General features: G+C 71.9%; 20 protein-coding genes and 1 pseudogene. 5 read left to right on the top strand and 16 right to left on the bottom strand.

Annotated features, from left to right (window positions below; genetic code table 11):
- Positions 1-355, bottom strand: a pseudogene (locus tag E0D90_RS27735) (hypothetical protein); the annotation flags it as partial.
- Between the two features lie 182 nt (positions 356-537).
- Here E0D90_RS27735 and E0D90_RS09290 point away from each other — a divergent pair.
- Positions 538-1,314, top strand: a complete 777-nt coding sequence (locus tag E0D90_RS09290) for a hypothetical protein (protein WP_130797310.1) — start codon at positions 538-540, stop codon at positions 1,312-1,314.
- Positions 1,315-1,414: 100 nt separating this feature from the next.
- Here the strand turns inward: E0D90_RS09290 and E0D90_RS09285 are convergent, their stop codons facing one another.
- From E0D90_RS09285 to E0D90_RS09255, 7 genes are all read right to left on the bottom strand, one after another.
- Positions 1,415-2,038, bottom strand: a complete 624-nt coding sequence (locus tag E0D90_RS09285; protein ID WP_130797309.1) for a hypothetical protein — start codon at positions 2,036-2,038, stop codon at positions 1,415-1,417.
- Between the two features lie 347 nt (positions 2,039-2,385).
- Positions 2,386-3,393 (bottom strand): ABC transporter ATP-binding protein, encoded by a 1,008-nt coding sequence (locus tag E0D90_RS09280; protein ID WP_130797311.1) that lies wholly within the window; start codon positions 3,391-3,393, stop codon positions 2,386-2,388.
- A gap of 92 nt (positions 3,394-3,485) precedes the next feature.
- Positions 3,486-4,493 (bottom strand): ABC transporter ATP-binding protein, encoded by a 1,008-nt coding sequence (locus E0D90_RS09275; RefSeq protein WP_307721136.1) that lies wholly within the window; start codon positions 4,491-4,493, stop codon positions 3,486-3,488.
- A 47-nt stretch (positions 4,494-4,540) separates the two neighbouring features.
- On the bottom strand, positions 4,541-5,548 hold the full coding sequence (locus E0D90_RS09270) for an ABC transporter permease (protein ID WP_130797307.1): 1,008 nt from the start codon (positions 5,546-5,548) through the stop codon (positions 4,541-4,543).
- Positions 5,545-6,630: an ABC transporter permease gene (locus tag E0D90_RS09265; protein WP_130797306.1), complete on the bottom strand. Its 1,086-nt coding sequence runs from the start codon at positions 6,628-6,630 to the stop codon at positions 5,545-5,547. Before E0D90_RS09265 ends, E0D90_RS09270 begins: the two co-directional genes overlap by 4 nt.
- 17 nt (positions 6,631-6,647) lie before the next feature.
- Entirely contained in the window at positions 6,648-8,504 is a 1,857-nt protein-coding gene (locus E0D90_RS09260) for an ABC transporter substrate-binding protein (protein WP_130797305.1), read from the bottom strand.
- A 762-nt stretch (positions 8,505-9,266) separates the two neighbouring features.
- The gene (locus E0D90_RS09255; RefSeq protein WP_130797304.1) at positions 9,267-9,662 is read right to left on the bottom strand and encodes a hypothetical protein; all 396 of its coding nucleotides are present in this window, start codon (positions 9,660-9,662) and stop codon (positions 9,267-9,269) included.
- Between the two features lie 216 nt (positions 9,663-9,878).
- Here E0D90_RS09255 and E0D90_RS09250 point away from each other — a divergent pair, with 216 nt between their 5' ends.
- Positions 9,879-10,388: a SigE family RNA polymerase sigma factor gene (locus E0D90_RS09250; RefSeq protein ID WP_130797303.1), complete on the top strand. Its 510-nt coding sequence runs from the start codon at positions 9,879-9,881 to the stop codon at positions 10,386-10,388.
- Positions 10,385-10,849 (top strand): hypothetical protein, encoded by a 465-nt coding sequence (locus tag E0D90_RS09245; RefSeq protein ID WP_130797302.1) that lies wholly within the window; start codon positions 10,385-10,387, stop codon positions 10,847-10,849. Before E0D90_RS09250 ends, E0D90_RS09245 begins: the two co-directional genes overlap by 4 nt.
- Before the next feature lie 46 nt (positions 10,850-10,895).
- Here E0D90_RS09245 and mqnP read toward each other — a convergent pair whose 3' ends face one another.
- Together mqnP and E0D90_RS09235 are read right to left on the bottom strand one after the other, a co-directional pair.
- Positions 10,896-11,825 (bottom strand): menaquinone biosynthesis prenyltransferase MqnP, encoded by a 930-nt coding sequence (gene mqnP, locus E0D90_RS09240; protein ID WP_227870093.1) that lies wholly within the window; start codon positions 11,823-11,825, stop codon positions 10,896-10,898.
- Positions 11,822-13,273 carry a menaquinone biosynthesis decarboxylase gene (locus E0D90_RS09235; protein ID WP_103502062.1) on the bottom strand — a complete coding sequence of 484 codons (1,452 nt, stop codon included), beginning with the start codon at positions 13,271-13,273 and terminating at the stop codon, positions 11,822-11,824. Before E0D90_RS09235 ends, mqnP begins: the two co-directional genes overlap by 4 nt.
- Positions 13,274-13,362: 89 nt before the next feature.
- Between E0D90_RS09235 and E0D90_RS09230 the strand changes: the two genes are divergently transcribed.
- On the top strand, positions 13,363-13,785 hold the full coding sequence (locus tag E0D90_RS09230) for a PLD nuclease N-terminal domain-containing protein (protein WP_103502063.1): 423 nt from the start codon (positions 13,363-13,365) through the stop codon (positions 13,783-13,785).
- 134 nt (positions 13,786-13,919) lie between these two features.
- Here E0D90_RS09230 and ccsB read toward each other — a convergent pair whose 3' ends face one another.
- The 6 genes from ccsB to hemL all read right to left on the bottom strand — a co-directional run bounded on the left by ccsB (position 13,920) and on the right by hemL (position 20,932).
- The gene (gene ccsB / locus E0D90_RS09225; protein WP_103502071.1) at positions 13,920-14,981 is read right to left on the bottom strand and encodes a c-type cytochrome biogenesis protein CcsB; all 1,062 of its coding nucleotides are present in this window, start codon (positions 14,979-14,981) and stop codon (positions 13,920-13,922) included.
- 49 nt (positions 14,982-15,030) lie between these two features.
- Positions 15,031-16,992: a cytochrome c biogenesis protein ResB gene (gene resB / locus E0D90_RS09220; RefSeq protein WP_130797300.1), complete on the bottom strand. Its 1,962-nt coding sequence runs from the start codon at positions 16,990-16,992 to the stop codon at positions 15,031-15,033.
- Between the two features lie 90 nt (positions 16,993-17,082).
- Positions 17,083-17,847 carry a cytochrome c biogenesis CcdA family protein gene (locus E0D90_RS09215; protein WP_103502064.1) on the bottom strand — a complete coding sequence of 255 codons (765 nt, stop codon included), beginning with the start codon at positions 17,845-17,847 and terminating at the stop codon, positions 17,083-17,085.
- Complete coding sequence (locus E0D90_RS09210) at positions 17,847-18,608, bottom strand: TlpA family protein disulfide reductase (protein ID WP_130797299.1); 762 nt, start codon at positions 18,606-18,608, stop codon at positions 17,847-17,849. The genes E0D90_RS09215 and E0D90_RS09210 overlap by 1 nt, the downstream gene beginning before the upstream one ends.
- A 151-nt stretch (positions 18,609-18,759) precedes the next feature.
- Positions 18,760-19,554: a histidine phosphatase family protein gene (locus E0D90_RS09205; RefSeq protein ID WP_130797298.1), complete on the bottom strand. Its 795-nt coding sequence runs from the start codon at positions 19,552-19,554 to the stop codon at positions 18,760-18,762.
- Between the two features lie 58 nt (positions 19,555-19,612).
- Positions 19,613-20,932 (bottom strand): glutamate-1-semialdehyde 2,1-aminomutase, encoded by a 1,320-nt coding sequence (hemL, locus tag E0D90_RS09200; RefSeq protein ID WP_130797297.1) that lies wholly within the window; start codon positions 20,930-20,932, stop codon positions 19,613-19,615.
- A gap of 128 nt (positions 20,933-21,060) precedes the next feature.
- Between hemL and E0D90_RS09195 the strand changes: the two genes are divergently transcribed.
- Positions 21,061-21,651 (top strand): hypothetical protein, encoded by a 591-nt coding sequence (locus E0D90_RS09195; protein ID WP_130797296.1) that lies wholly within the window; start codon positions 21,061-21,063, stop codon positions 21,649-21,651.
- Positions 21,652-21,980: the final 329 nt, after the last annotated feature.

Below are 21,980 nucleotides of genomic sequence, written 5' to 3'. Positions count from 1 at the left end.
TCTTGACCACCAGCATAGTCGTGCGTATGTTGTTTTTACAAGACAACGGGATCAGTGAGATCGTCCTAGGGTGCGTCGTCGGCAGCGTCATATTTGTATAAGAGACAATGGAGGGTTCGCTCCCGGTGCCGTCGTCGGGGTCGCCCGGCCCCGGTGTTCCGCCGGGCTGACCGCCGCCGCCCGCGTGGTCGTCCCCTCCGGCGCCGGGCTCGGCTGAGACGGAGGGGCCCGGGCCGCCCACGCTCGCCGCGCGGTCGGCGGCGGGGCCGCCGGCGCAGGCGGTGGCGAGCACCGCCAGGGTGGCGGCCAGCGCGGCCAGCGCCGGGGGCCGAACCCGTCCCGGACCGTGCACCATGTGGTCTCTCCTTCGCCAACTCCCGCCGCCTGCGCCCAGACTGCCACAGCGGGGCGTACCGCGCGGGTCCCGGGCCGCAACGGTTCGGCTCCTCGGCGACGCCAGGGAGCGCGGCCCGCGTCGTCGTGGCGTACGCGCCGGGCCGGGGCCGTCCCGGGCGTACCCCGGGCTAGTGTCCTGGCATGACACAACTGAACGAGGGGGCGGCCGCCGAGGCGGTCGAGGCGGGGGACCGGGCGGACGTCCCGGTGGGTGTGGGCGGCGGCACGGGGGCGGCCGGCCCGCCGCCCGGCGGCGTGGCGACCCGCACGCTGGCGACGGTCACCGCCTGGCGGCTGGTGGTCGCGGCCTGCGGCTTCGTGGGCTACACCGATGTCGCCGTGCGCATGGGGGACCCGGTGCGCGCGCTGGAGGACCTGAGTCACCTGGCGAGCTTCGTCGCCGGGCTGCTCTTCCTCGGCCTGGCCGCCTACCCGTTCGTCACCGGGCGGCGCCGCCACGAGCCGCCGAGCCCCTGGGCGCGTGGGGCGATGGCGGCGGCGCTGCTGCTGGTCGGGGTGGTCTGGCACACCCTGATGGACGGGCTGGAGACCGGCTACCTGACGACCTCCGCCCTCTTCACCCACCTGGTCACGCCGCTGGCGGTCCTCGCCGACTGGCTCTTCGTCGGCCGCAACCAGCGGCGTGCCCGCTGGTGGTTCCCGCTGACCTGGACGCTGCCGCTGCTGGCGTACCTGGCCTTCATGGTGGGTGCCGGGATCGAGTCCTACAGCGACTTCCTCGACCCCGACGACGACGGGTTCCTGCTCACCGTGGGCGCCTTCACCGCCGCCGTGGTGGTCACCGGCTACGCGCTGCTCGGAGCCGCCCGGCTGACCCGGCGGCCACGGCCCCCTCAGTCCGCTCCCGCGTCGGCGTCGGCGTCCGCCGAGACCGACCAGGCGCCCACCGCCGCGTAACGGGAGTCATGGACGGTCCCGGTGTCTCGACGGACCACCGGCCCGTGGCGCGGGGTGTGCGCCACGGGCCGGTGGCTGTAGCGGGGTTACTCCTGCGGGGTCAGAAGTCGACGCGCCAGTGGGCGTGTTCGGTGTCGCCCGCGTCGCGCATCGAGATCTCGATGACGATGAACTCCACGCCGTGGGGGACGTCGAACGCCATGCCGCCCTCGCTGCGGCTCATGGCGGGCAGTACGTCCTCCTCCGAGTCGTAGACGGGCTGCAGGAGTTGCAGTCCGTGGCCCGCCGCGACGGCGGTGGGTGGCGGGCCCAGCGGGCGGCCTTCGGTGTCGGTGCCCTCCATGCGGACCGATGCCCGGACCGCGCGTCCTTCCAGGTGCTCGGCGATGCCTTCCCGTTCGGGTTCGAACTCCCGTACGTCATGGACGGTTATCCGGGCGCCGTTGCCGAAGACGTGCGTGGCGCCGACCTGTTGGATTTCCACGCCGGCTTCGAGGTGCTCGAAGAGCGTGTAGGCGGGGTCGGGTTCGGCGCTTGTGCTGATCAGCGTGGCGATGCGGTTGTGGCTGCCGTCCGGGCCGTCGGGTCCGGAGCCGGGACCGACGGTGAACCATCCGGCCGCGCCGAGAGCCCCGGCGGCGAGCGTGGCGGTGAGGAGCCAGAGCGCGCGCTGTGGGCGTCTTCGGGACGCGGCGGAGGGTGGGTTGGGCGACGTGTCGTTCATGACGACCCCCTGGTGCTGGTCGGCCTCCCCCGGCCGACGGGTGGTTACGTGTTCCGCGACGCGCGAGGGCGCGCCGGGGCGCCGCATGGCGTGTCGCGGCGAGAAGGCGCCCGGAGGACCGGGCGGTGGTTCCGGTGGTCGGTGCCGGCTGCCCGGGGCCGGGCGGACGAACACTGTCCACCATCACCGGGTACCGGGCAACCGGGCGGCCGGAGTTGTCCGCCAACCGTTGTGACGGCGCAGCTCCGAGGCCGCGCGCGCCGGGCCTCGTCGCCCCCGCGCGAGAGCCTGGCGCCCCGGGCACGGCATCGGGCCCGGGTGCCCCGCCGTCCCCCCGGACGGCGGGGTCAGGGTGTGGCGGCGACCGCCTGGGCGCGGGCTGCCACCAGGTGGCAGGAGGTTCCGGCCTGGCCGAGTGGCAGCACCGGCAGTTCGGTGCGGCGGCAGTCGTCCGCGACGCCTGCGGCCTCCGCCTCGCCGCCGGCCAGCGCCGGGCAGCGCGGGTGGAAGCGGCATCCGCCGGGGACGTCGGTGGCGTCCGGCGGTTCCCCGGCGAGCACCTGCGGTTCCCCGACCGGGCTGTCGGGCAGCACGGACACCAGGGCCCGGGTGTAGGGGTGCTGGGGGGCGGTGAGGATCTCGTCGACCGAGCCGATCTCGACGATCCGGCCGAGGTACATCACGGCGATGCGGTCCGCGATGTTCCAGGCGAGGCCGAGGTCGTGGGTGACGACGACGGCGGAGAGGCCGAGGTCGTCGCGGAGCCGCATCAGCAGGGCGAGGATCTCGCCCCTGACGGAGGCGTCCAGCGAGGCGACCGGCTCGTCCGCGATGATGATCTTGGGGTCGAGCACCAGCGCCCCGGCGATCACCACTCGCTGCCGCTGGCCGCCGGAGAGTTCGTGCGGGTAGGCGAGGAAGAACTTCTCGGCGGGACGCAGTCCGGCCCGGGAGAGGGCGTCGGCTACGCGGTCGCGCTCGTTGTCGTGGATGCCGTGGATGCGCAGCCCCTCGGCGACGGCGTCGTACACGGTGTGCCGCGGGTTGAGGGCGCCGGTCGGGTCCTGGAGGACCAGCTGGGCGTCGCGGCGGTAGGCCTTGAGCGCCTTGGTGCCGTACTGCAGCGGCCGTCCCTGGAAGGTGATCCCGCCCGCGGTGGGCCGCTCCAGGCCGAGCAGGGTCCGGGCGACGGTGGTCTTGCCGCAGCCCGACTCCCCGGCCAGGGCCAGGATCTCGCCGGGGCGCAGGTCGAGGTTGACGCCGTCGACGGCGCGCGCGGTGCGGCCTCCGGGGGCGTTGAACCGGACGGTCAGCTCCAGGGCGGCCAGGGCGGGCTCCGCCGGTGCGGCCGCCATCGGTACGGCCGCACCGTCCTGCGCCGCCTCCGGCAGCCCGTCCGGCCCGGTCCGGTCCGGCTCGGTCTGGTCCGGCCCGGTCTGGTCCGTGGTCATGCGTCCCCCTTGGTGAGCAGGGTCGGTGCGGCGACGGCCTCGGGGCCGTCGACCCGCAGGCAGGCGGCCTGCCAGTCGTCCCGGGCGGCGCGCAGCGCGAGGGTGGCGGTGGAGCACTCGTCCATCACCACCGGGCAGCGCGGGTGGAAGGAGCAGCCGCTTGGCAGGTTGCCCGGGTCCGGCGGGTCGCCGGCCAGGCCGTGCGGGTTGCGGCGTTCGGCCGGGTCCCCGACGGTCGGGAAGGCCGCCGAGAGCGCTTGCGCGTACGGGTGCCGCGCGCCGGCGAACACCTCGCGGGAGGGGCCGTGTTCGACGAGCCGCCCGGCGTACATGACGGCGAGCCGTTCACAGGTGTCGGCGAGGACGGAGAGGTCGTGGCTGATCATGACGAGCGCGATGTGACGTTCGGAGACCAGCTGTTTGAGCAGTCGCAGCACCTGCGCCTGGATCATCACGTCCAGCGCGGTCGTCGCCTCGTCGGCGATGATCAGCTGCGGGGCGCAGGCCAGCGCCATCGCGATCATGACGCGTTGCCGCTGGCCGCCGGAGAGTTCGTGCGGGTAGCTCTGGGCGCGCCACGACGGGAGGCCGACCTGTGACATCAGCTCGACGGCGCGGCGTTCGGCCGCTTCCCGGCCGATCCCCTCGTGCAGGACGATGGGTTCGGCGATCTGCCGGGCGATGCGGTGCACGGGGTTGAGGGAGTGCATCGCGCCCTGGAAGACGATGGAGGCGCCGGCCCAGCGGACCGCCCGGAGCTTGCCGAAGGACATCGCGAGGATGTCCTCGCCGTCCAGCAGGATGCGGCCGGTGACCTCGGTGCCGGGTGGCAGCAGCCGCAGGACGGCGGCGGCCACCGTGGACTTCCCGCAGCCGGACTCGCCGGCCAGGCCGAGGGTGTCGCCGGGGTTGAGGCTGAGGGAGATGCCGCGCACGGCGGGAATCTCGCCGCGTGAGCCGCGGTAGGTGATCCGCAGGTCGTCGATCTCGAGTGTGGGTCGCACGGCGCCGCTCCCTTCCTTCGTGTCGTCCTTCTCCGTTGCTCCGGTGGTCACTTGGCACCCCGCAGCCGGGGGTTGAGGACCGTCTCCATGGCGCGTCCGCACAGGGTGAAGGCGAGGACGACGGCGAGGATCGCGAAGCCGGGCGGCAGCATGTACCACCAGGCGCCGTAGGAGATGGCGCCGGCGTGGAACGCCCGTTCCAGGATGGTGCCCCAGGAGACGGTGCTCGGGTCGCCGAGGCCGAGGAAGGACAGGGACGCCTCGGTGAGGATGGCGCTGGAGACCTGGAGGGTGGCGCTGGCCAGGATGAGCGGCATCAGGTTGGGCAGGACGTGCCGCGACATCTGGTGCCAGTGCCCGGCGCCCAGCGCGCGGGCGCGTTCCAGGTAGGGGCGGCCCTCGATGGACATGGTCTGGGCGCGTACCAGCCGCGCGGTGCCGGCCCAGGAGGTCAGGGCGATGGCGACGATGATGGTGAACCGGCTGGCGCCCAGCGCGACGACCAGCGCGATGGCGAGCACCAGGCTGGGCAGCACGATGAACCAGTCGGTGAGCCGCATCAGCAGCCAGGACGTCCAGCCGCCGTAGTGGGCGGCCATCATGCCGACCAGGGTGCCGAGTCCGACGGCCAGCACGGCGGCGACGATCCCGATCTGGAGGGATACGCGGGCGCCCCAGATGACCTGGAGCAGGATCGAGCGGCCGACTTCGTCGGTGCCGAACCAGAAGGTGCCGCTGGGCGACTCCAGCCGCTCGCCGGGGGCGTTGACGGCCCGCAGCTCCGACTCGTCGGTGTAGAGCGGCGCCAGCACGGTGGCGAGGGCGATGAAGGCGAGCACGCCGAGCCCGACCAGTCCGGCGGGCTGCTTGCGGTACTGCCGCCAGAAGTCGGCGAACGCCTTGCGGCGGCGGGCCCAGGCGACGGCGCGGGCGGAGGCCAGCCGCGGGGTCACGCCCGTCCCCGAGGGATCGGCCGGCGGGGCCCCGGCGGGTGGCGTGCTGGTGTCGGGCCCGTCGGTGTCCCCGGCCGGCGCGGGGGTGCTGGGGGCGCTCATGCGGAACTCCGCACTCTCGGGTCCAGGAAGCGGTAGAGGATGTCCGCCAGCATGTTGGCGATGATGGTGGTGCCGGCGAAGAAGATGAACAGCAGTTGCAGCAGCGGGATGTCGGGCACCCGGATCGCCTCGTAGAAGAGGAGTCCGAGGCCGGGCCAGCTGAAGATCGTCTCGGTGAGCAGCGCTCCGTTGAAGATGGCGCCGAACTGCAGGGCGATCAGGGTGACGGTCGGCAGCAGCGCGTTGGGGACCGCGTGACGGCGGCGGACGACGTCGTCGCGCAGCCCCTTGGCCTTGGCGACGGTGAGGTAGTCGTTGCCGCGTTCCTCCAGGATCGAGGAGCGCATGATCAGCACGTACTGGGCGTAGATCACGGCGGCCATGGTCAGCGCGGGCAGCACCAGATGGTGTGCCACGTCGAGGAACTGGGGCCAGAAGCCGTCACCGACTCCCCGGGTGGAGCGCATCCCGTTGACCGGGAAGAGGTCGAGCTGCACCGAGAAGACGATGATGACGATCATGCCCAGCCAGAAGGTGGGCGCGGACCACAGCGCAAGCGAGATGCCGACCTGGGACTTCTCGAAGCGGCTGCCCTGCTGCCAGCCGGCGCGGGCGCCGACCCAGATGCCGACGGTGGCCGCCAGGACCAGCGCGGTGCCGGTCAGCAGCAGGGTGTTGGGAAGCCTGCCCAGCAACAGGTCGGTGACCTGCTGGTTGTTGACGTAGGAGGTGCCCCAGTCGAGGGTGAGCACCGACCGGATGTACTCCCAGAACTGCACGCTCATCGGCTCGTTGAGACCGAGTCGTTCCTCGATCTCGGCACGCTGTTCGGGGGTCATCGCGGAGTCGCCGCCGATGGCCTTGACCGGGTCGCCGCCGATGACGCGGAAGATGAAGAAGGCGGTGAACAGCACCAGGACCAGCGAGATCATGGCGCCGGAGAACTTCACGCCCAGGAAGCGCCAGAAGTCGCGGCGCGAGCCAGCGCGTTGCTGTCGCGGCAGATGTACGTCGTCGCCGCCGGAGGTGCCGGCGCCGCCGTCTGGCAGCGCCGGCACCTGGGCGGTGGGCTGGATTCCCATCGTGTCCCGTGTGTTCCTTACTCCCGGTCGTCAGCGGTCTTGCGGCGCTGCATCAGGACGAAGCCGCCACCGGCGACCGCGACCAGCACCAGACCGCCGATGATCCACGGCGTGGCGCTGCCGGAGTCCGAGCCGGAACCGGCCGCCTGGCCGCCGTTCTCGTCCAGCAGTTCCACCGGGGTGGCGCTGCGGTAGCCGAAGGAGCCCTGCTGTTCGCGGATCATGCCCTCGGCGGCGGGCTGGGTCTCGAAGCCGCCCCAGCGCTCGGAGTTGTACGCCTCCAGCTGGTTCTCGTAGTAGAGCTGGATGGCGGGGGTGTCCTCGTAGAGCACCCGCTGCATCTCGCGGATGATCTCGCTGCGGGCTTCGAGGTCGCCCTCGCCCGCCTGCGCCTCGTACAGCTCGTCGTACTCCTCGTCGCAGTAGAACGAGAAGGTGAGGTCGGTCGGTTCGGCGGTCTCGGGGAGCCGGGCGCAGGTGTGGTAGGCCAGGGTCTCGCCGGGCTCGGGGCCGGCGCTCCAGGTGCCGAAGGCGAGGTCGAAGTTGCCCGCCTCCTGCTCCTCGTTGAGCGGGGTGGTGTCCATCGCGACGGCGTTGAGCCGGATGTCCAGCTCGGCGACCCAGTCGACCAGGAAGTCCTGGATGATCGCGTAGGAGGGCCGGTCGGAGTGGTAGAAGAGCCGGAACTCCAGCGGCCGGCCGCTCTCCGGGTCGATCCGGATGCCCGCGGAGTCGCGCTCGTCGTAACCGGCCTCGTCGAGCAGCTGGTTGCCGATCTCGGCGTCGGCGGGGATCAGCTCGTCCTCGCCCGGCTCCCAGGACATGTCACCGAATATCGGCGGGACGTAGCTGACGCCGGGGACGGCGTAGCCGCCGGCCGCGACCTCGACGATGCGCTCCTTGTCGATGGCGTGGGCGATGGCGCGGCGCACGACCGGGTCCTTCAGCGCGGGGTGCCCGTCGCCGAACTCCTCGCCGTCGCGGGTCTGGGCGCCGGCGTTGAAGCCGATGGACTGCATCCGCCGGCCGGGGCCGGTGGAGGTGGTGATGTCGTCGCGGGCTTCCAGCGCCTCGAACTGCTGCGGGTTGAGTCCGCCGATGAGGTCGACCTCGCCGGCCTGGAGCGCCTGCACCATGGCCTCGGGGGTCTGGTAGTCCTGGAGCACGAACTCGTCGTAGGAGACGGGCCCTTCCCAGTAGTCCTTGTTGGCGGTCAGCACGATCCGCTCGCCCTCGCGGTACTCGCTGAGCTGGAAGGCGCCGGAGGTGGGCTGGCCCGCCTCGCCGGCGTACTCGCCCGCGTCGTCGAGCTCCCCCCAGACGTGCTCCGGCATGATCATGATGGAGACGCCCTTGAGGTGGTTCATCATCGCCGAGGGTTCCTCGATCTCGATGACCAGGGTGTGGTCGTCCTCCGCGCGGACCTCGGTGAAGTTGTTCACCAGGTCGCCGTGACGGCTGTTGAGGAGCGGCGTGTCACGGATCGTGTCGTACGTGAACTTGGCGTCCTCGGCGGTGATCGGTTCGCCGTCGGACCAGGTCGCGTCCGGGTTCAGCGTGTAGGTCCAGGTCAGGCCGTCCTCGGAGGACTCCCATTCCTGCGCGATGCCGGGAGCGGGCGAGAAGTCGTCCTGGCTCCACCGGATCATCGGCGTGTACATCAGGTTGTTGATCTCGCCCTGGAGCAGCCAGCCGGAGTCCAGCGGGTTCAGGTGCGGAATGTTGCTCAGGCCCGATGTGCCGACGATCAGGGTGTGCTTGCCGCCGTCCTGCGCCATCGCGCCGTCGGCGAGCGTCATCGACAGCGCGACGCCTCCGGCGACCGTGGCGACGGCCGCGCGCTTCAGGAACGACCGTTGGGGCTTTTCTGCCACGGAGGTTCTCCCCTTCCAGACCTGGTATTCAGCGAATGTCGAGCACCCTCGGACACTGACGGAGGGAAGTCAATGCCTCTAGCGGAAACTTTCAGTCAGCGGAAAGTCGGGGTCTCGACCGGCCATCGGATTTCTCCTCATAGACGCTCAAAACGGCTTCGATTTACGTCGCGGAAACCAATTCCGGTCACCGGTCCAACCACTGGAGAAACACCCTCCGGCGGGGAGATCTGTTACCAAGCCGAAATCCTATGACCTGCATGGTTAGCCCCTTCGCCGCCTGATCCATCATCCTTTCTACACAGCTGACAAGCATCTGAGCGGCAGCGGCACGCGCCCCCCAGCGGCTCACGAAAGCCACTGACGGGACGAAAGGTGACGATGCGGCTCCCGGGTCCGCTGGGCCGGGTGGGGCGGTGACACCGGCGCACGACGGCGCACACCACCTCGCGCCATCGCCGCCCACGGGCGTGGAACGGACCTGCGGCCGCCCCCGCACGGGCACCCGACCGGACCAGCGCATCACCCGTCCGGACGCGGGGACGAACGGGTGACGGTACGCCCGGACGGGTGGCACCCTCCGGGCGCACCCCGGGACCGGAAAAGCCGTCGGCGCCGCCCTCGGAAGGGACGACGCCGCACGGTGAAAAGCATCGACTCATACGCACGAATTACCGTCACCGATCGCGATTCCCGGATGCAGCCCGGCAGTCGGCGGTTCGGTGCCGCCGGCGAAGAGGAAAGGGATAGGCTGGGTGGCGCCTATCGCACCGGGGCCACCGCCACCGGCCCCTCGTCGGACGGAGCCGGACCGGGTCCCGCTTCGGACGGAGCCGGGACCGGGCGCGCGCACTCGGCGGCCTCGTCCTCCGCCGGAACCGGAACCGGGACCGGGACCGGGCTCTCGTTGACCTGCTCCTCCGACGGCCGCGCGCCGAGACTCGGCGCGGCGGACGACTCCTCCGCCGGCTCCGGCTCCGCTCCCGCCGGGCCCGGCTCGCCCGCCCCCGCCGGCGCGGGCGAGTACTCGGCCGGCTCCGCCACCGCCGGCCCGGGCTCGGCCGAGTGGGCGAGGTTCACGACGGTGGCCAGGGCCGCCGTCGCCAGGACCGTACCGGCCGCTCCCAGCATGATTCCGCGCACGTCGCGTCGCGTCATGTCGTCAACTCCGTGGTCGAGAGGCTGCTTCCGGCCGATGCGGCGGCTCCGCGCGTATCGGGGCCGGTGGTCTGCACAGACGGAGTACGGGGAGCGCGCCCTGCCGGTTGCGTCGGCGGGCGCCGGACAATCTCACTGCCGTCCCGTGCAACCTCCCGGCGCCCGGCGCCGTATGCGTCAGGGGGAGAACCGTCAGGTGAGGCGAAAGGTCGGCGGGTGAGGGAAGCAACCCGGGAACGCGAGTTCCGGGAGTTCGCCGAGGCGCGGCAACGGCATCTGCGGCGCAGCGCCTACCTGCTGTGCGGCGACTGGCACGAGGCGCAGGACCTGACCCAGACGACGCTGATGAAGCTGTACGCGGCGTGGGGCCGGGTGCGGCGGGACGGCAATGTGGAGGCCTACGCGCGCACCATCCTGACCCGTACGTTCATCGACCAGTACCGTCGCCGCGGATGGCTGGTGGAGGCGGTGGAGGAAGTGCCGGAACCCCCTGGCGGCCAGGGCCCCACGCCGGAGCTGCGGCTGGTGCTCCAAGCCGCGCTGATGCGGCTGCCGCCGCGCTACCGGGCGGTGCTGGTGCTGCGGTTCTGGGAGGACTGGAGCGTGGAGGAGACCGCACGTGCTCTGCGGGTGACGACGGGCACCGTCAAGAGCCAGACCGCGCGGGGCCTCGCCCAGCTGCGCCGGCTGGTCGAACAGGAGACCGTCGAGGTGAGCGGGAGATGACGCGGACCATGGACCAGGGGGACGGAACCGATCCGGGCGCCGAGGAGATGCGCGGAGCGTTCGAGGCCATCGTGACGGTGGCGGCCGAGCCGCCCATGCGTGATGTGACCGGCGCGGCGATCGCCGGGGGCCGGCGCCTCCGCAGGCGCCGCCGGGCGACGGCGGTGGCTGGGGTGTCCACCGCGGTCGTGGTGCTGGTGGCGGTGGCCGTCGGGCTCACCCCGGTCGGGGCGGAGCCGGTCACGCCGGTCGTGCCCGCGCAGACGCCGTCACCGTCCGGGGTTCCCGACCCCGCCCCGTCCCCGGACACCGGCCCGAGCCGGTCCCTGGCTCCCGAGGACGGCTCCACGCCGATGCCGAGTGACGAGCCGATGCCGAGTGACGGGTCCTCCGCCGAGGAGCCGGAGCGGGCCGACGACCTGACCGAGCAGGAACGGGAACGGGAACGGGACACCCGCTGACCGGGCACGGCGGGGGGGCGAAACGTCAGGCGTCAGGCGTCAGGCGTCAGGCCGTCAGACCCCGGACCACCAGGTCGGCCAGCGCGAAGACGAAGAGGCTGATCCCGACGAACCCGTTGACCGTGAAGAACGCCCGGTTGAGCCGCGAGAGGTCCCCGGGCCGGACGATCGAGTGCTCGTACGCGAACGCCGCCGCCACCACGGCCAGCCCGGTCCAGAACAGCACCCCGGCGTCGCTCAGCACCGCGAACCACGCCAGCAGCGCCAGCGTGAGTACGTGGCAGGCGCGCGCGCCGTGGAGCGCGGCGGCGATGGAGAAGCGGGCCGGGACCGACCGCACGCCCTCCGCACGGTCGGCGGCGACGTCCTGGCAGGCGAAGATCAGGTCGAACCCGCCGATCCAGACGCCGACCGCCAGGCCGAGGACGACGGCCTCCCACGACCAGCTGCCGGTCACCGCGATCCAGGCACCGATCGGCCCGATCGCCTGGGCCAGGCCGAGGATGGCGTGCGGGTAGTCGGTGAACCGCTTGCCGTAGGGGTAGACGACCATCGGCACGACGGCGAGCGGTGCCAGCATCAGACACAGCGGGTTGAGCAGCGCGGCGGCGGCCAGGAAGACGGCCAGCGCGATCAGCGCGCCGGTCCAGGCGGTGCGGACCGAGACGGCGCCGGTGACCAGTTCCCGGGAGGCGGTGCGCGGGTTACGCGCGTCGATCTCCCGGTCGATGATCCGGTTGGCGGCCATCGCGAAGGTCCGCATCGCCACCATGGCGACGGTGACGATCAGCAGCGTCAGCCAGTGGACGGTGCCGTCGTCGAGGAACATCGCGGTGAGGGCCGCGATGTAGGCGAACGGCAGCGCGAAGACCGAGTGCTCGATCATCACCAGCCGCAGGAACGCCCGTGCCCGTCCGCCGCTGCCCGCGGGGGTGCCGTCGGTGGCGGCGGGGCGGCCGGTGGCCGCCGGGCTCACAGGCCGTATTCCTTCCATCGGCTGGTGACCTTCTCCGCCGTGGCCGGGTCGGAGACGACCATCGCGGGCCAGCCGCCGTCGCGGGTGTAGCCCTCCTCGGGCAGTTTGGCGGTGGCGTCGATCCCGGCCTTGCCGCCCCAGAACTGCTGGTAGGAGGCGTGGTCCAGGTGGTCCACCGGGCCCTCGGTGAGCAGCAGGTCGCGGGCGTAGTCGGTGTTGCCCAGCGCCCGCCAGGCCACCTCGTGCAGGTCGTGGACGTCGCAGTCGGCGTCGACGACGATGATCAGCTTGGTCAGCGACATCATGTGGGCGCCCCAGACCGCCGACATCACCTTCTGCGCGTGCTTGGGGTACTTCTTGTCGATCGAGATGATCGCGCAGTTGTGGAAGCCGCCGGCCTCGGGCAGGTGGTAGTCCACGATGTCCGGGATGATGATCTTGAGAAGCGGGAGGAAGAACCGCTCCGTGGCACGGCCCAGCGGGCCGTCCTCCGTCGGCGGACGGCCGACCACGATCGACTGGAACAGCGGACGCTTGCGCGTGGTCACACAGTCGATGGTGAGCGCGGGGAACGGCTCCTGCGGCGTGTAGAAGCCGGTGTGGTCGCCGAACGGGCCCTCGGGCAGCATCTCCCCGGGCTCCAGCCAGCCCTCCAGCACGACCTCGGCGTTGGCCGGGACCTGGAGCGGCACCGTCTGGCAGTCGACCATCTCCACCCGCTTGCCTGCGAGGAACCCGGCGAAGAGGTACTCGTCGATGTCGCCGGGCAGCGGGGCGGTCGAGGCGTACGTCACGGCGGGCGGGCAGCCGAAGGCGATGGCGACCGGCAGCCGCTCCCCACGCCGGGCGGCGACCTGGTAGTGGTTGCGGCTGTCCTTGTGGATCTGCCAGTGCATGCCGATGGTGCGGCGGTCGTGGCGCTGGAGCCGGTAGAGGCCGAGGTTGCGCACCCCGCTCTCGGGGTCCTTGGTGTGGGTGAGCCCCAGGTTGAAGAAGGAGCCGCCGTCCTCCGGCCAGGTGAACAGCGCCGGCAGCGCGTCCAGGTCCACGTCCTCGCCGCGCATGACGACTTCCTGGACCGGGCCGCTCTTGACCTTCTTCGGCGGCAGGTGGCTGACCGAGCCCAGCTTGCCGAGCGCCTCACGCATCCCGACGAAGCCCTGCGGCAGCTCCGGCTTGAGCAGTCCGCCGATCTTGTCGCCGATGTCGGCGTAGGAGGAGAGACCGAGCGACTTCAGCAGCCGCCGGTCGGTGCCGAAGACGTTCATCGCCAGGGGCAGCGGCGAGCCCTTGACGTTCTCGAAGAGCAGCGCGGGACCGCCGGCCTTGTTCACCCGGTCAGTGATCTCGCCCACTTCCAGATGCGGATCGACCTCCGCGGTGATCCGTTTGAGGTCCCCGTCCCGCTCCAGAGCGCGCAGCAGCGCGCGGAGGTCGTCGTATGCCATGCGACTCAGTATCCCGGACGCATTACCCTGGCCTTGTCAGGGGGCCAGCACACGGCCCGGTTACGCCTCGCTCATCCCGGGGGACGATCATGCTCAAGGTACTGATGTTTCTGGTGCCGATCGCGCTGGCCATCTACGCCCTCGTGGACTGCATCAGCACCAAGGACGACGAAGTCAAGCACCTGCCCAAGCTGGTGTGGCTGCTTCTCATCGTGTTCGCGTGGATCATCGGACCGCTCGCCTGGATCTTCATCGGCCGCAAGCGGTCCCTCCCCCGCGCCCCGAGCGCGCGGGGCGGCGTCGCCGGTGGCGGCTGGGTGGCTCCGGACGACAACCCGGACTTCCTGCGCTCGATCAACCACGAGCAGCAGCGCGAGGAGAACGAACGCGACAAGGAGCTCCTGGAGAACTGGGAGGAAGACCTGCGGCGCCGGGAGAGCGAGCTGCGCGACGAGGACGACTCCGACGGCGGCAACGGCCCGGCCGGCGGCAAGCCGCCCGCCAAGGGCTGACCACCCCGGCGACACGCCCGGGAAGCGCTCACAGCGCACACGACGGAGCCGCCCACCCCTTCCGGAAGGGGTGGGCGGCTCCGTCGTGTGCGGCGCGCTCGTGCGGCGGGCTCGTGCGGCGGCCCGCTCGCCCGTCAGACGCCCGCGTAGGAGTGCAGGCCGTCGACGAAGAGGTTGACGCCGTAGTAGTTGATGAGGAAGCAGACGAACGCAGCGATGGCCAGGTAGGCGGCCTTGCGCCCACGCCAGCCGGCGGTGGCCCGCGCGTGCAGGTAGGCGGCGTAGCCGAGCCAGGTGATCAGGGACCAGACCTCCTTGGGGTCCCAGCCCCAGTACCGTCCCCAGGCGTTCTCGGCCCAGATCGCGCCCGCGATGATGGTGAACGTCCACAGCGGGAAGACGGCCGCGTTGATCCGGTAGGCGAACTTGTCCAGGGTGACCGAGGACGGCATCCGCTCCAGCACCGAGGAGGCGAACCGGCCCGGGGTGCCGCCGGAGGCGAGCTTGGCCTCGTACCGGTCCCGGAAGAGGAACGCGACGGTCGCCACCATGCCCAGGTAGAACATGGCACCGCAGATGATCGCCAGCCCGACGTGGATCCACAGCCACACCGAGCGCAGCGGCGGCGGCAGCTGGTCCGTCTCGGTGTGCAGCACGGTGACGGCCAGGCCCAGGTCCAGCAGGACGGTGGTCACCAGCGGCAGGCCCAGCCAGCGGACGTTCTTCCGGGCCACCAGGAAGCCGAGGAAGCCGGCGACCGCGACCGCCGAGAAGGCGGTGGAGAACTCGTACATGTTGGCCCACGGCGCCCGCCCGACGGCGACCGCGCGGACCACCACACCGCCGAGGTGCAGCAGGAACGCCAGCACGGTCAGCGAGATCGCGACGCGGCCGAAGAGGTCGCCCTGCCCGTCGCCGCCGGCCGCGCCGGGGCCGTCGGGCACGCTGTCGCGCGCCGGGGTGGAGGAGCGGGTCACGACCTTCGGGCGGTCGAGCACCTCGGTGGAGCCGCCCTTGCGGACGGTGACGGCCGGACCGGCCGCCTTCCCCGCGTCCGGGTCGCCCCCGGCGCCGTCCCCGCCGTCGGCGGTCAGGGCGGCAGCGGTGCGGGCCACCTTGCTGCGGCTGCCGAAGATCCACTCGGCGATGTACGCGACGAACGCCAAGGCGTAGACGAACATCGCGGTGTAGATCATGAGCTTGCCGAAATCGGCGAGCTCTGCGTCGGCGGCAAGCGTCACGGAACTACTCCTTCACGTTCTTGCTGGGGCTGTCGGGGGCGCCGGAGCCGTTGGCGGCCCCGCTGTCGTCGGCAGCGTCTCTCCCGGTCCCGTCGGGACCATCGGTGTCGGCGCCGCCGGAACCGGCGGCGTCATCGTCGTCATCGGAGCTGTCAGGACCGTCGGAGCTGTCGGAGCTGTCGGAGCTGTCGGAGCCTCCTGAACCGTCAGAGCCACCGGAACCGTCGTCGTCCCGGACCATCGGCGCGACCGGCTGGAGCGCGTGGGCCAGTTCGGCCAGCTCCTCCGGGATACGCGCCGACTCCGAGCGGCCCAGGGAGGCCATCTCGATCCGGGTCAGCCCGTCCGGCTCGGCGACGGCCCGCACCCACACGCGGCGGCGCTGGATCATCAGGGAGGCGGCCAGTCCGAGCACAGCCGCGACGGCGCCGGTGAGCGCCCAGCCGTTGGCGGCCGAGGTGGAGATCTGGAACGTCACCCAGCGGTCGTAGCCCTCGAAGGTGAGGGTGCCGCGCCCGTCGGGCAGTTCCCAGTCCTCGCCGGGCAGCAGGTTGACGCGCAGCGGCTCGTCGTCCTCGTCGACGAGCTGCTCCATCAGCCGGGCGTCGAGCTGGTAGACGTTCTGCGGGATGCCGGAGTCCAGGCCGAGGTTGCCGTGGTAGGCGTTGAGCGTCAGGACGGGGAAGTCCGGCGCCGGGAAGGTCGAGTGCGGGCCCCGGTCGTCGGTGAGGGCGAAGGTGGGGCTGAAGAAGCCCTGGAACGCCATCTGGTCGCGCTCACCGTCCGCGTCCAGGTAGTCGGTGACCTTGACCACGCCGGTGGAGGTCAGCGCCTGGTCCTGGGGGATGAACGGCACCGGGCCGCTGAAGGCGACCTCGCCCTGGCCGTCGGTGACGGTGACGCGCGGGGCGAACCCGTGGCCCAGCAGGTAGACCTTGGCCGATCCGATGTTCACCGGGTGGTTGACCTCCACCGAGGTGTCGGTGCCCTCGGTGTCGCCGTCCCGCCAGTAGGTGATGTCGGCGCGGAAGTCGCGGGCGGAGCCGACGTCGGGACCCTCGCGGACGAAGTCGGCGTGGAAGTCGTTGAGGTCGAAGGTGAACCGCTCCAGGTCGTCGACCTCGAAGAGGGTGCCGGAGGAGAAGTCGTCGTACTGGGTCAGCGTGTTGGTGAAACCGCCGCCGACGGTGACCAGCTTGCCGCCCTCGGAGCGGTAGAGCGAGCCGAGCGCGAAGGCGATCAGCATCACGATCAGCGCCACGTGGAAGACCAGGTTGCCGGCCTCCCGCAGATAGCCCTTCTCGGCCGCGACCGATCCCCCGGCCGCGGCGTCGCCCTCGGCGGGGACGCCCGAGCCGTCCACCCGGAACCGCTTGCGGCGCAGCAGGCCGCGCGCCGCCTCCAGGGCCTCGCGGGGCTCGGCCTCGGTGCGCCAGGTGGTGTAGGCGGGCATCCGGGTCAGCCGGCGCGGGGCGCGCGGGGGCCGCCCGCGCAGCTGCCCGACGAACTGCCAGCTGCGCGGCACGATGCAGCCGATCAGTGAGGCGAACAGCAGCAGGTAGATCGCCGAGAACCAGACCGAGGAGTAGACGTCGAAGAGCTGGAGCCGGTCGTAGACGGCCGCCAGCGACTCGTTGTTGGCCCGGAACTCGGCCGTGGCGATGGGGCTGCGGTCCTCCTGCGGCACCAGCGAGCCGGGGATGGTGGCGAGCGCCAGCAGGAACAGCAGGATCAGCGCGACCCGCATCGAGGTCAGCTGCCGCCAGAACCACCGGCCCCAGCCGACGCTCTCGCGCACGGTCCAGGCGAGGCCGCCGCCGAAGCCCGGTTGCCGGGTGCCGCCGAAGGAGCCGGCGCCGGCCGGGTCGCTCGCGCGCCCGGCCGCCTCGCGCTCCTCGTCGGTGCGGGGCGCGGTGGACAGCCGGGTGGCGTCCTCGGCCTTCGTGGTCTCGCTCTGCTCACTCATCGGGGGTCACTATCGCTCGTTCGCGGTTCGGGTCGGCCACCGTGGGGTGCGGGCCGGGTGCGTGCGCTGCTGTCATCCGCTGTCATCGGCTCAGATCCACACCGTGAAGCCCGCGGACCAGACCAGCAGTTCGTAGACGATCCGGTCCCACAGGCCGGTCACCAGCAACAGGCCGGTCGCGATCATCATGCCGCCACCGATGCGGATGACCCACTGGTAGTGCCGCTTCACCCAGGCGAAGGCGCCCAGCGTCCGCCGAAACGCCAGCGCCGCGACGATGAAGGGCAGCCCCAGCCCCAGGCAGTACGCCACCATCAGCACCGCGCCGCGCGCGGCGGTCGCCTCCTGGAAGGCGAGGAAGTTGACGGCGGCCAGCGTCGGGCCGATGCACGGCGTCCAGCCGATGCCGAACACCACGCCCAGCAGTGGCGCTCCGGCGAGGCCGAGCGCGGGGCGGGTGTGGAAGCGGAACTCCCGCTGGCCCAGGCGCGGGATCAGCCCCATGAAGACGAGCCCGAGCACGATGATCAGCGAGCCGAAGACCCGGGTCAGCACCTCGCGGTGCTCCTGCAGGACGTATCCGAAGCCTCCGAAGAGGGCACCGCCGGAGACGAAGACGGCGGAGAACCCGAGCACGAAGAGCACGGAGCCCAGCAGCATGCGGCCGCGCCGGGCGTCGGCGAGGTCGGCGCCGCCGACGCCGGTGACGTAGGAGAGGTAACCGGGCACCAGCGGCAGCACGCACGGCGAGAAGAACGAGACCAGTCCACCGAGCATCGCCACCGGCAGCGCCAGCAGCAGGGCGCCGCTGAGCACGGTCTGGTTGGTGTCGGTCACCGCCGCGAGGAGCTGCATCAGTCGTCGTCCGTCGCGCCTTCGGCAGGCGCACCGGCGTCGGAGTCGGCGTCGGGCGCGTCACCGTCGGCGTCACCCGCGTCGGCGTCGGCGTCGGCGTCGGGCGCGTCACCCTCGGGGTCAGCCTCTTCGCCGGCCGTCCCCTCGGCGACGATCGGCTCGATCATCGAGCGCAGCTCCTCCTCGGTGAGCGCCTTGACGGCGCGCACCGCGATCCGGCCCTCGCGGTCCAGGACGAGGGTGGAGGGGATGCCCTGCGGGGAGAGGGTGTTGGCGGGGAACTCCAGGATCAGCCGGCCCTTGGGGTCGAAGAAGCTGGGGTAGTCGATCCCGAAACCGCGGTCGAAGGAGCGGGCGTTGGCCGCGTCGTGGTCGCGGACGTTGATCCCGACGAACTGCACGTCCTGGTCGGCGGTCTCCTCGGCGAGCTTGGCGAGGTTGGGGGCCTCGGCGCGGCAGGGCGCGCACCAGGAGCCCCAGACGTTGAGGACCACGACCTGGCCGGCGTAGTCGGAGAGCGCGATCGGCTCGTCGTGGGTGGTGATGCCGGTGAGGTCCGGTGCGGGCAGCCGGTCCTCGGGCGGTACCTCGGTGACCATCCCGCTGCCCTCGACGTAGCTGCTGCCGTCGGAGCCGCCCTCTGCGCCGGATTCCGGCTGCGCGCACGCCGTCAGGACCAGCGCGGAGAGCGCGAACCCGGTGGCTGCCAGCAGGGAACGGCGGCGTGCGCCACGGCCTCGTGGAGCGGGACTCTGGATCATGTGAAAAGTTTCCCATGCACCTCGGGGCGATCTTCCGCGCCCCCCTTGTCCGGAATGTAAGGAACGCATAAGCAGACCGGAAAGGCTGGTCAGAGCTGGTCGGCACCCGGTCGCCGTGGGCGGCGGACGGGACCGCCGCCCACCCGGGAGGTCAGGCGCCCGCGCCGCGCGCCCCACCGGCGCGCAGATGTGCGGGTACCAGCTCGATCGCCGGTTCGCTGTAGCCGACCGAGATGATCTCGTCACCGAGGTAGGTGAAGCTGGTGAGCGAGGCGAGCGTGCACTGCCGCTTGCGCGGGTCGTGCCACAGCCGGCGTCGCTCGACGTGGCTGCGGAGTATCCAGATCGGCAGCTGGTGGCTGACGCAGACCGCCTCGTGGCCGCGCGCGGCGTCCCGGGCGGCGTCGATCGCGCCACGCATCCGGACCACCTGGTCGACGTACGGCTCGCCCCACGAGGGCCGCAGCGGGTTGTAGAGGTGCTTCCAGTTGCCGGGACGGGACATCGCGCCGTCACCGACGCCGAAGGCCTTGCCCTCGAAGACGTTGGCCGCCTCGATCAGCCGGCGGTCGGTGGCGATCTCGACGCCCCGCACTCGGGCTGTCGGCTCGGCGGTCTCCTGCGCCCGTTCCAGCGGCGACGCCACCACATGGGTGATGTCCCGGCCCGCGAGGTGCTCGCCGACCACCTCGGCCATCTCCCGGCCCAGCTCGGAAAGGTGGTAGCCCGGGAGCCTGCCGTAGAGCAGTCCCCCGGGGTTGTGGACCTCGCCGTGGCGCAGCACATGGACGACGGTCTTCTCGGCCGTGGCCGCCTTCCGCGCCGCCCTCTCGGGCGCGCGCTCCGCCGCCTCCTCGGCCGCCCGCACCGCGGCGCCGCCGGGCGTGGGGGGGTCCGTGCTCTTGGCCCGCTTGTCGTCTCTGTCGCTGTCCGCGCTGCCGGTCATCTGTGCCCTCTCTGGTTGGCGGCCGCGCCGCCGTCGGTGGTTACGGCGCCGGGCCGCGTCACACGGCGCTCTCGTCGTGTGCCTGTGCCGCCGCGCGGGCGGCGGCCGGCAGTGCGGCGGCCACGCGCTCGATCGCCCGGTCGTCGTGGGACGCCGAGACGAACCACGACTCGAAGGCGGACGGCGGCAGGTAGACGCCCTGCTCCAGCATCGAGTGGAAGAACGCGGTGAAGCGGAACGCCTCCTGCGCGCGGGCGCCCTCGTAGTCGGTGACCTCGCGGTCGGTGAAGAAGACGGAGAACATGTTCCCGGCCGTCTGGAGCCGGTGGGCGACGCCCTCGCGGGAGAGCGCCTCGGTGACCAGGGAGCGGACCTGCCGCGACGCGGCGTCGACGGCCGCGTAGGCGGCGTCGTCGAGGAGCCGCAGCTGGGCGACGCCGGCGGCGGTGGCGACCGGGTTACCGGAGAGCGTGCCGGCCTGGTAGACGGGGCCGGCGGGCGCCAGTCGGCCCATCACGTCGGCGCGACCGCCGAAGGCGGCGGCGGGGAAGCCACCGCCCATGACCTTGCCGAAGGTCATCAGGTCGGGGGCGACGCCGTCGATGCCGTACCAGCCCTCGCGGCTGACGCGGAAGCCGGTCATCACCTCGTCGGAGACGAAGAGCGCGCCGTGCCGGTGGCACAGCTCGCGCAGCCCGGCGTTGAACCCCTCGCGGGGCGGGACCACGCCCATGTTGCCGGGCGACGCCTCGGTGATGACGCAGGCGATCTCACCGGGGTGCGCCTCGAACGCGGCCCGGACGGCGTCCAGGTCGTTGTAGGGCAGCACCACCGTCTCGCCCGCCTGGGCACCGGTGACGCCGGGGGTGTCGGGAAGACCGAAGGTCGCGACGCCGGAACCGGCGGAGGCCAGCAGCGCGTCCACATGGCCGTGGTAGCAGCCGGCGAACTTGACGACCTTGGCGCGGCCGGTGAAGCCGCGCGCCAGGCGGATCGCCGACATGGTCGCCTCGGTGCCGGAGGAAACCAGCCGAACCTGGTCGACGGGGGTGATCCTCGCCACGATCTCCTCGGCGAGTTCGACCTCCCCCTGGCCGGGCGTGCCGAAGGAGGTGCCGCGCGCCACGGCGCCCAGCACGGCCTCCGTGACGGCGGGATGGGCGTGGCCCAGGATCATCGGACCCCAGGAGCACACCAGGTCGACGTACTCACGGCCGTCGGCGTCGGTGAGGTAGGGACCGGTACCGGACACCATGAACCGGGGCGTTCCGCCCACGGCCCGGAAGGCGCGCACCGGAGAGTTCACGCCCCCCGGCGTGACAACCGCCGCACGGTCGAAGAGCGTCTGCGAGACTGGAGCATCGTAGGAGTAGGTCACGCGACCATGGTGACATCAGGCCTGTTCCGCTGTGCCTCCGGGCGTTTCATGGCCGCTCGGCGGGGGGAGGCCTCAGAGACGATGATCGGGTTTACGCGGCGGCGGTCGCGGCGAGATCGGGCGGTGACATGCAGCGCGGCGGTGGCGGACTGGGCGAGGGTACCGGGGATCTCGGACCGGAGGTGCCCCACACCCCTGCCCGCGGCAGGCATCGGCGCAGACGCCGGCAGCAGCAACAGCCTCCGGTCGAGCACCGCGTCCCGGACGGGGGGCGCGCCGGACGCATGGACGTGACCTACAAGTACTTCGGTGCGCCCAACGGAGCCACCGCCGCCCGGGTCCCCGTCTCCATGCGCCCCGAGGAGCTCGGCGGTGACGAGCTGGGCCAGGGCATGTTCACCAGCATCAAGCCCGAGACCATGGCCGCCATGGTGCTCACCGGCATCGAGGGCATACCCCTGCACCGCGTTCCGCCGCTGGAGCTCGTGGTGCTCCATCCGGACTACGCCGTCGTCAAGCTGCCCACCACGGTCGTCGACCCGCTGCGCGGCGTCGGCGAGGAGACGGTCGGCGCGGCCGCGTTCATCTGGTCCACCGTCCCCGGCCGCAGCGGACCGAGCGACGCCTTCGGCGTCTACCGCCTGCTGAACGAGTGGCAGGACTTCTCACGGCGGCTGCACGAGGCCGGCCACCAGCCGTACTGCCTGGTCTGGCCGTAACCGCCGCGACCGCCCCAAGCCCCCACCCGGCCGTGCCCTTGCGCTCTGCCCGCCCGCCGCCGGCTGTGTCCCCGTCACGTCCCCGCCGTGTATCACCCGCGTACCGGCGCGCCACGGGTCAGACGAACCACCGCCGGTCGCGCAGTAGACTCCCCCGTCTAACCAGACCGAGCAAGGGAGGCGGACCGGGTGCTGCGCCGAGCGACGATCACCGGTTCGAGCGTACTGGCGGTTGCCGCGCTGACCGTGGGACTGACCGCCTGCAACGCCACCCTGAACGGGGACGACGGCCTCAACGGGGGCAGTGCCCCCGCCGGGAACTCCATCGC

The organism is Streptomyces otsuchiensis, from assembly GCF_004305975.1.
GTDB lineage: Bacteria > Actinomycetota > Actinomycetes > Streptomycetales > Streptomycetaceae > Streptomyces > Streptomyces otsuchiensis.
This window is presented reverse-complemented; position numbering and strand designations above follow the sequence as displayed.

What these genes read in the sequence shown, in the direction of transcription:
- E0D90_RS09290 (WP_130797310.1), top strand. Translation starts at nt 538, where the DNA reads ATGACACAACTGAACGAGGGGGCGGCCGCCGAGGCGGTCGAGGCGGGG.
- E0D90_RS09285 (WP_130797309.1), bottom strand. Translation starts at nt 2,038, where the DNA reads ATGAACGACACGTCGCCCAACCCACCCTCCGCCGCGTCCCGAAGACGC.
- E0D90_RS09280 (WP_130797311.1), bottom strand. Translation starts at nt 3,393, where the DNA reads ATGGCGGCCGCACCGGCGGAGCCCGCCCTGGCCGCCCTGGAGCTGACC.
- E0D90_RS09270 (WP_130797307.1), bottom strand. Translation starts at nt 5,548, where the DNA reads ATGAGCGCCCCCAGCACCCCCGCGCCGGCCGGGGACACCGACGGGCCC.
- E0D90_RS09265 (WP_130797306.1), bottom strand. Translation starts at nt 6,630, where the DNA reads ATGGGAATCCAGCCCACCGCCCAGGTGCCGGCGCTGCCAGACGGCGGC.
- E0D90_RS09255 (WP_130797304.1), bottom strand. Translation starts at nt 9,662, where the DNA reads ATGACGCGACGCGACGTGCGCGGAATCATGCTGGGAGCGGCCGGTACG.
- E0D90_RS09245 (WP_130797302.1), top strand. Translation starts at nt 10,385, where the DNA reads ATGACGCGGACCATGGACCAGGGGGACGGAACCGATCCGGGCGCCGAG.
- E0D90_RS09235 (WP_103502062.1), bottom strand. Translation starts at nt 13,273, where the DNA reads ATGGCATACGACGACCTCCGCGCGCTGCTGCGCGCTCTGGAGCGGGAC.
- E0D90_RS09230 (WP_103502063.1), top strand. Translation starts at nt 13,363, where the DNA reads ATGCTCAAGGTACTGATGTTTCTGGTGCCGATCGCGCTGGCCATCTAC.
- ccsB (WP_103502071.1), bottom strand. Translation starts at nt 14,981, where the DNA reads ATGATCTACACCGCGATGTTCGTCTACGCCTTGGCGTTCGTCGCGTAC.
- resB (WP_130797300.1), bottom strand. Translation starts at nt 16,992, where the DNA reads ATGAGTGAGCAGAGCGAGACCACGAAGGCCGAGGACGCCACCCGGCTG.
- E0D90_RS09215 (WP_103502064.1), bottom strand. Translation starts at nt 17,847, where the DNA reads ATGCAGCTCCTCGCGGCGGTGACCGACACCAACCAGACCGTGCTCAGC.
- E0D90_RS09210 (WP_130797299.1), bottom strand. Translation starts at nt 18,608, where the DNA reads ATGATCCAGAGTCCCGCTCCACGAGGCCGTGGCGCACGCCGCCGTTCC.
- E0D90_RS09205 (WP_130797298.1), bottom strand. Translation starts at nt 19,554, where the DNA reads ATGACCGGCAGCGCGGACAGCGACAGAGACGACAAGCGGGCCAAGAGC.
- E0D90_RS09195 (WP_130797296.1), top strand. Translation starts at nt 21,061, where the DNA reads ATGCAGCGCGGCGGTGGCGGACTGGGCGAGGGTACCGGGGATCTCGGA.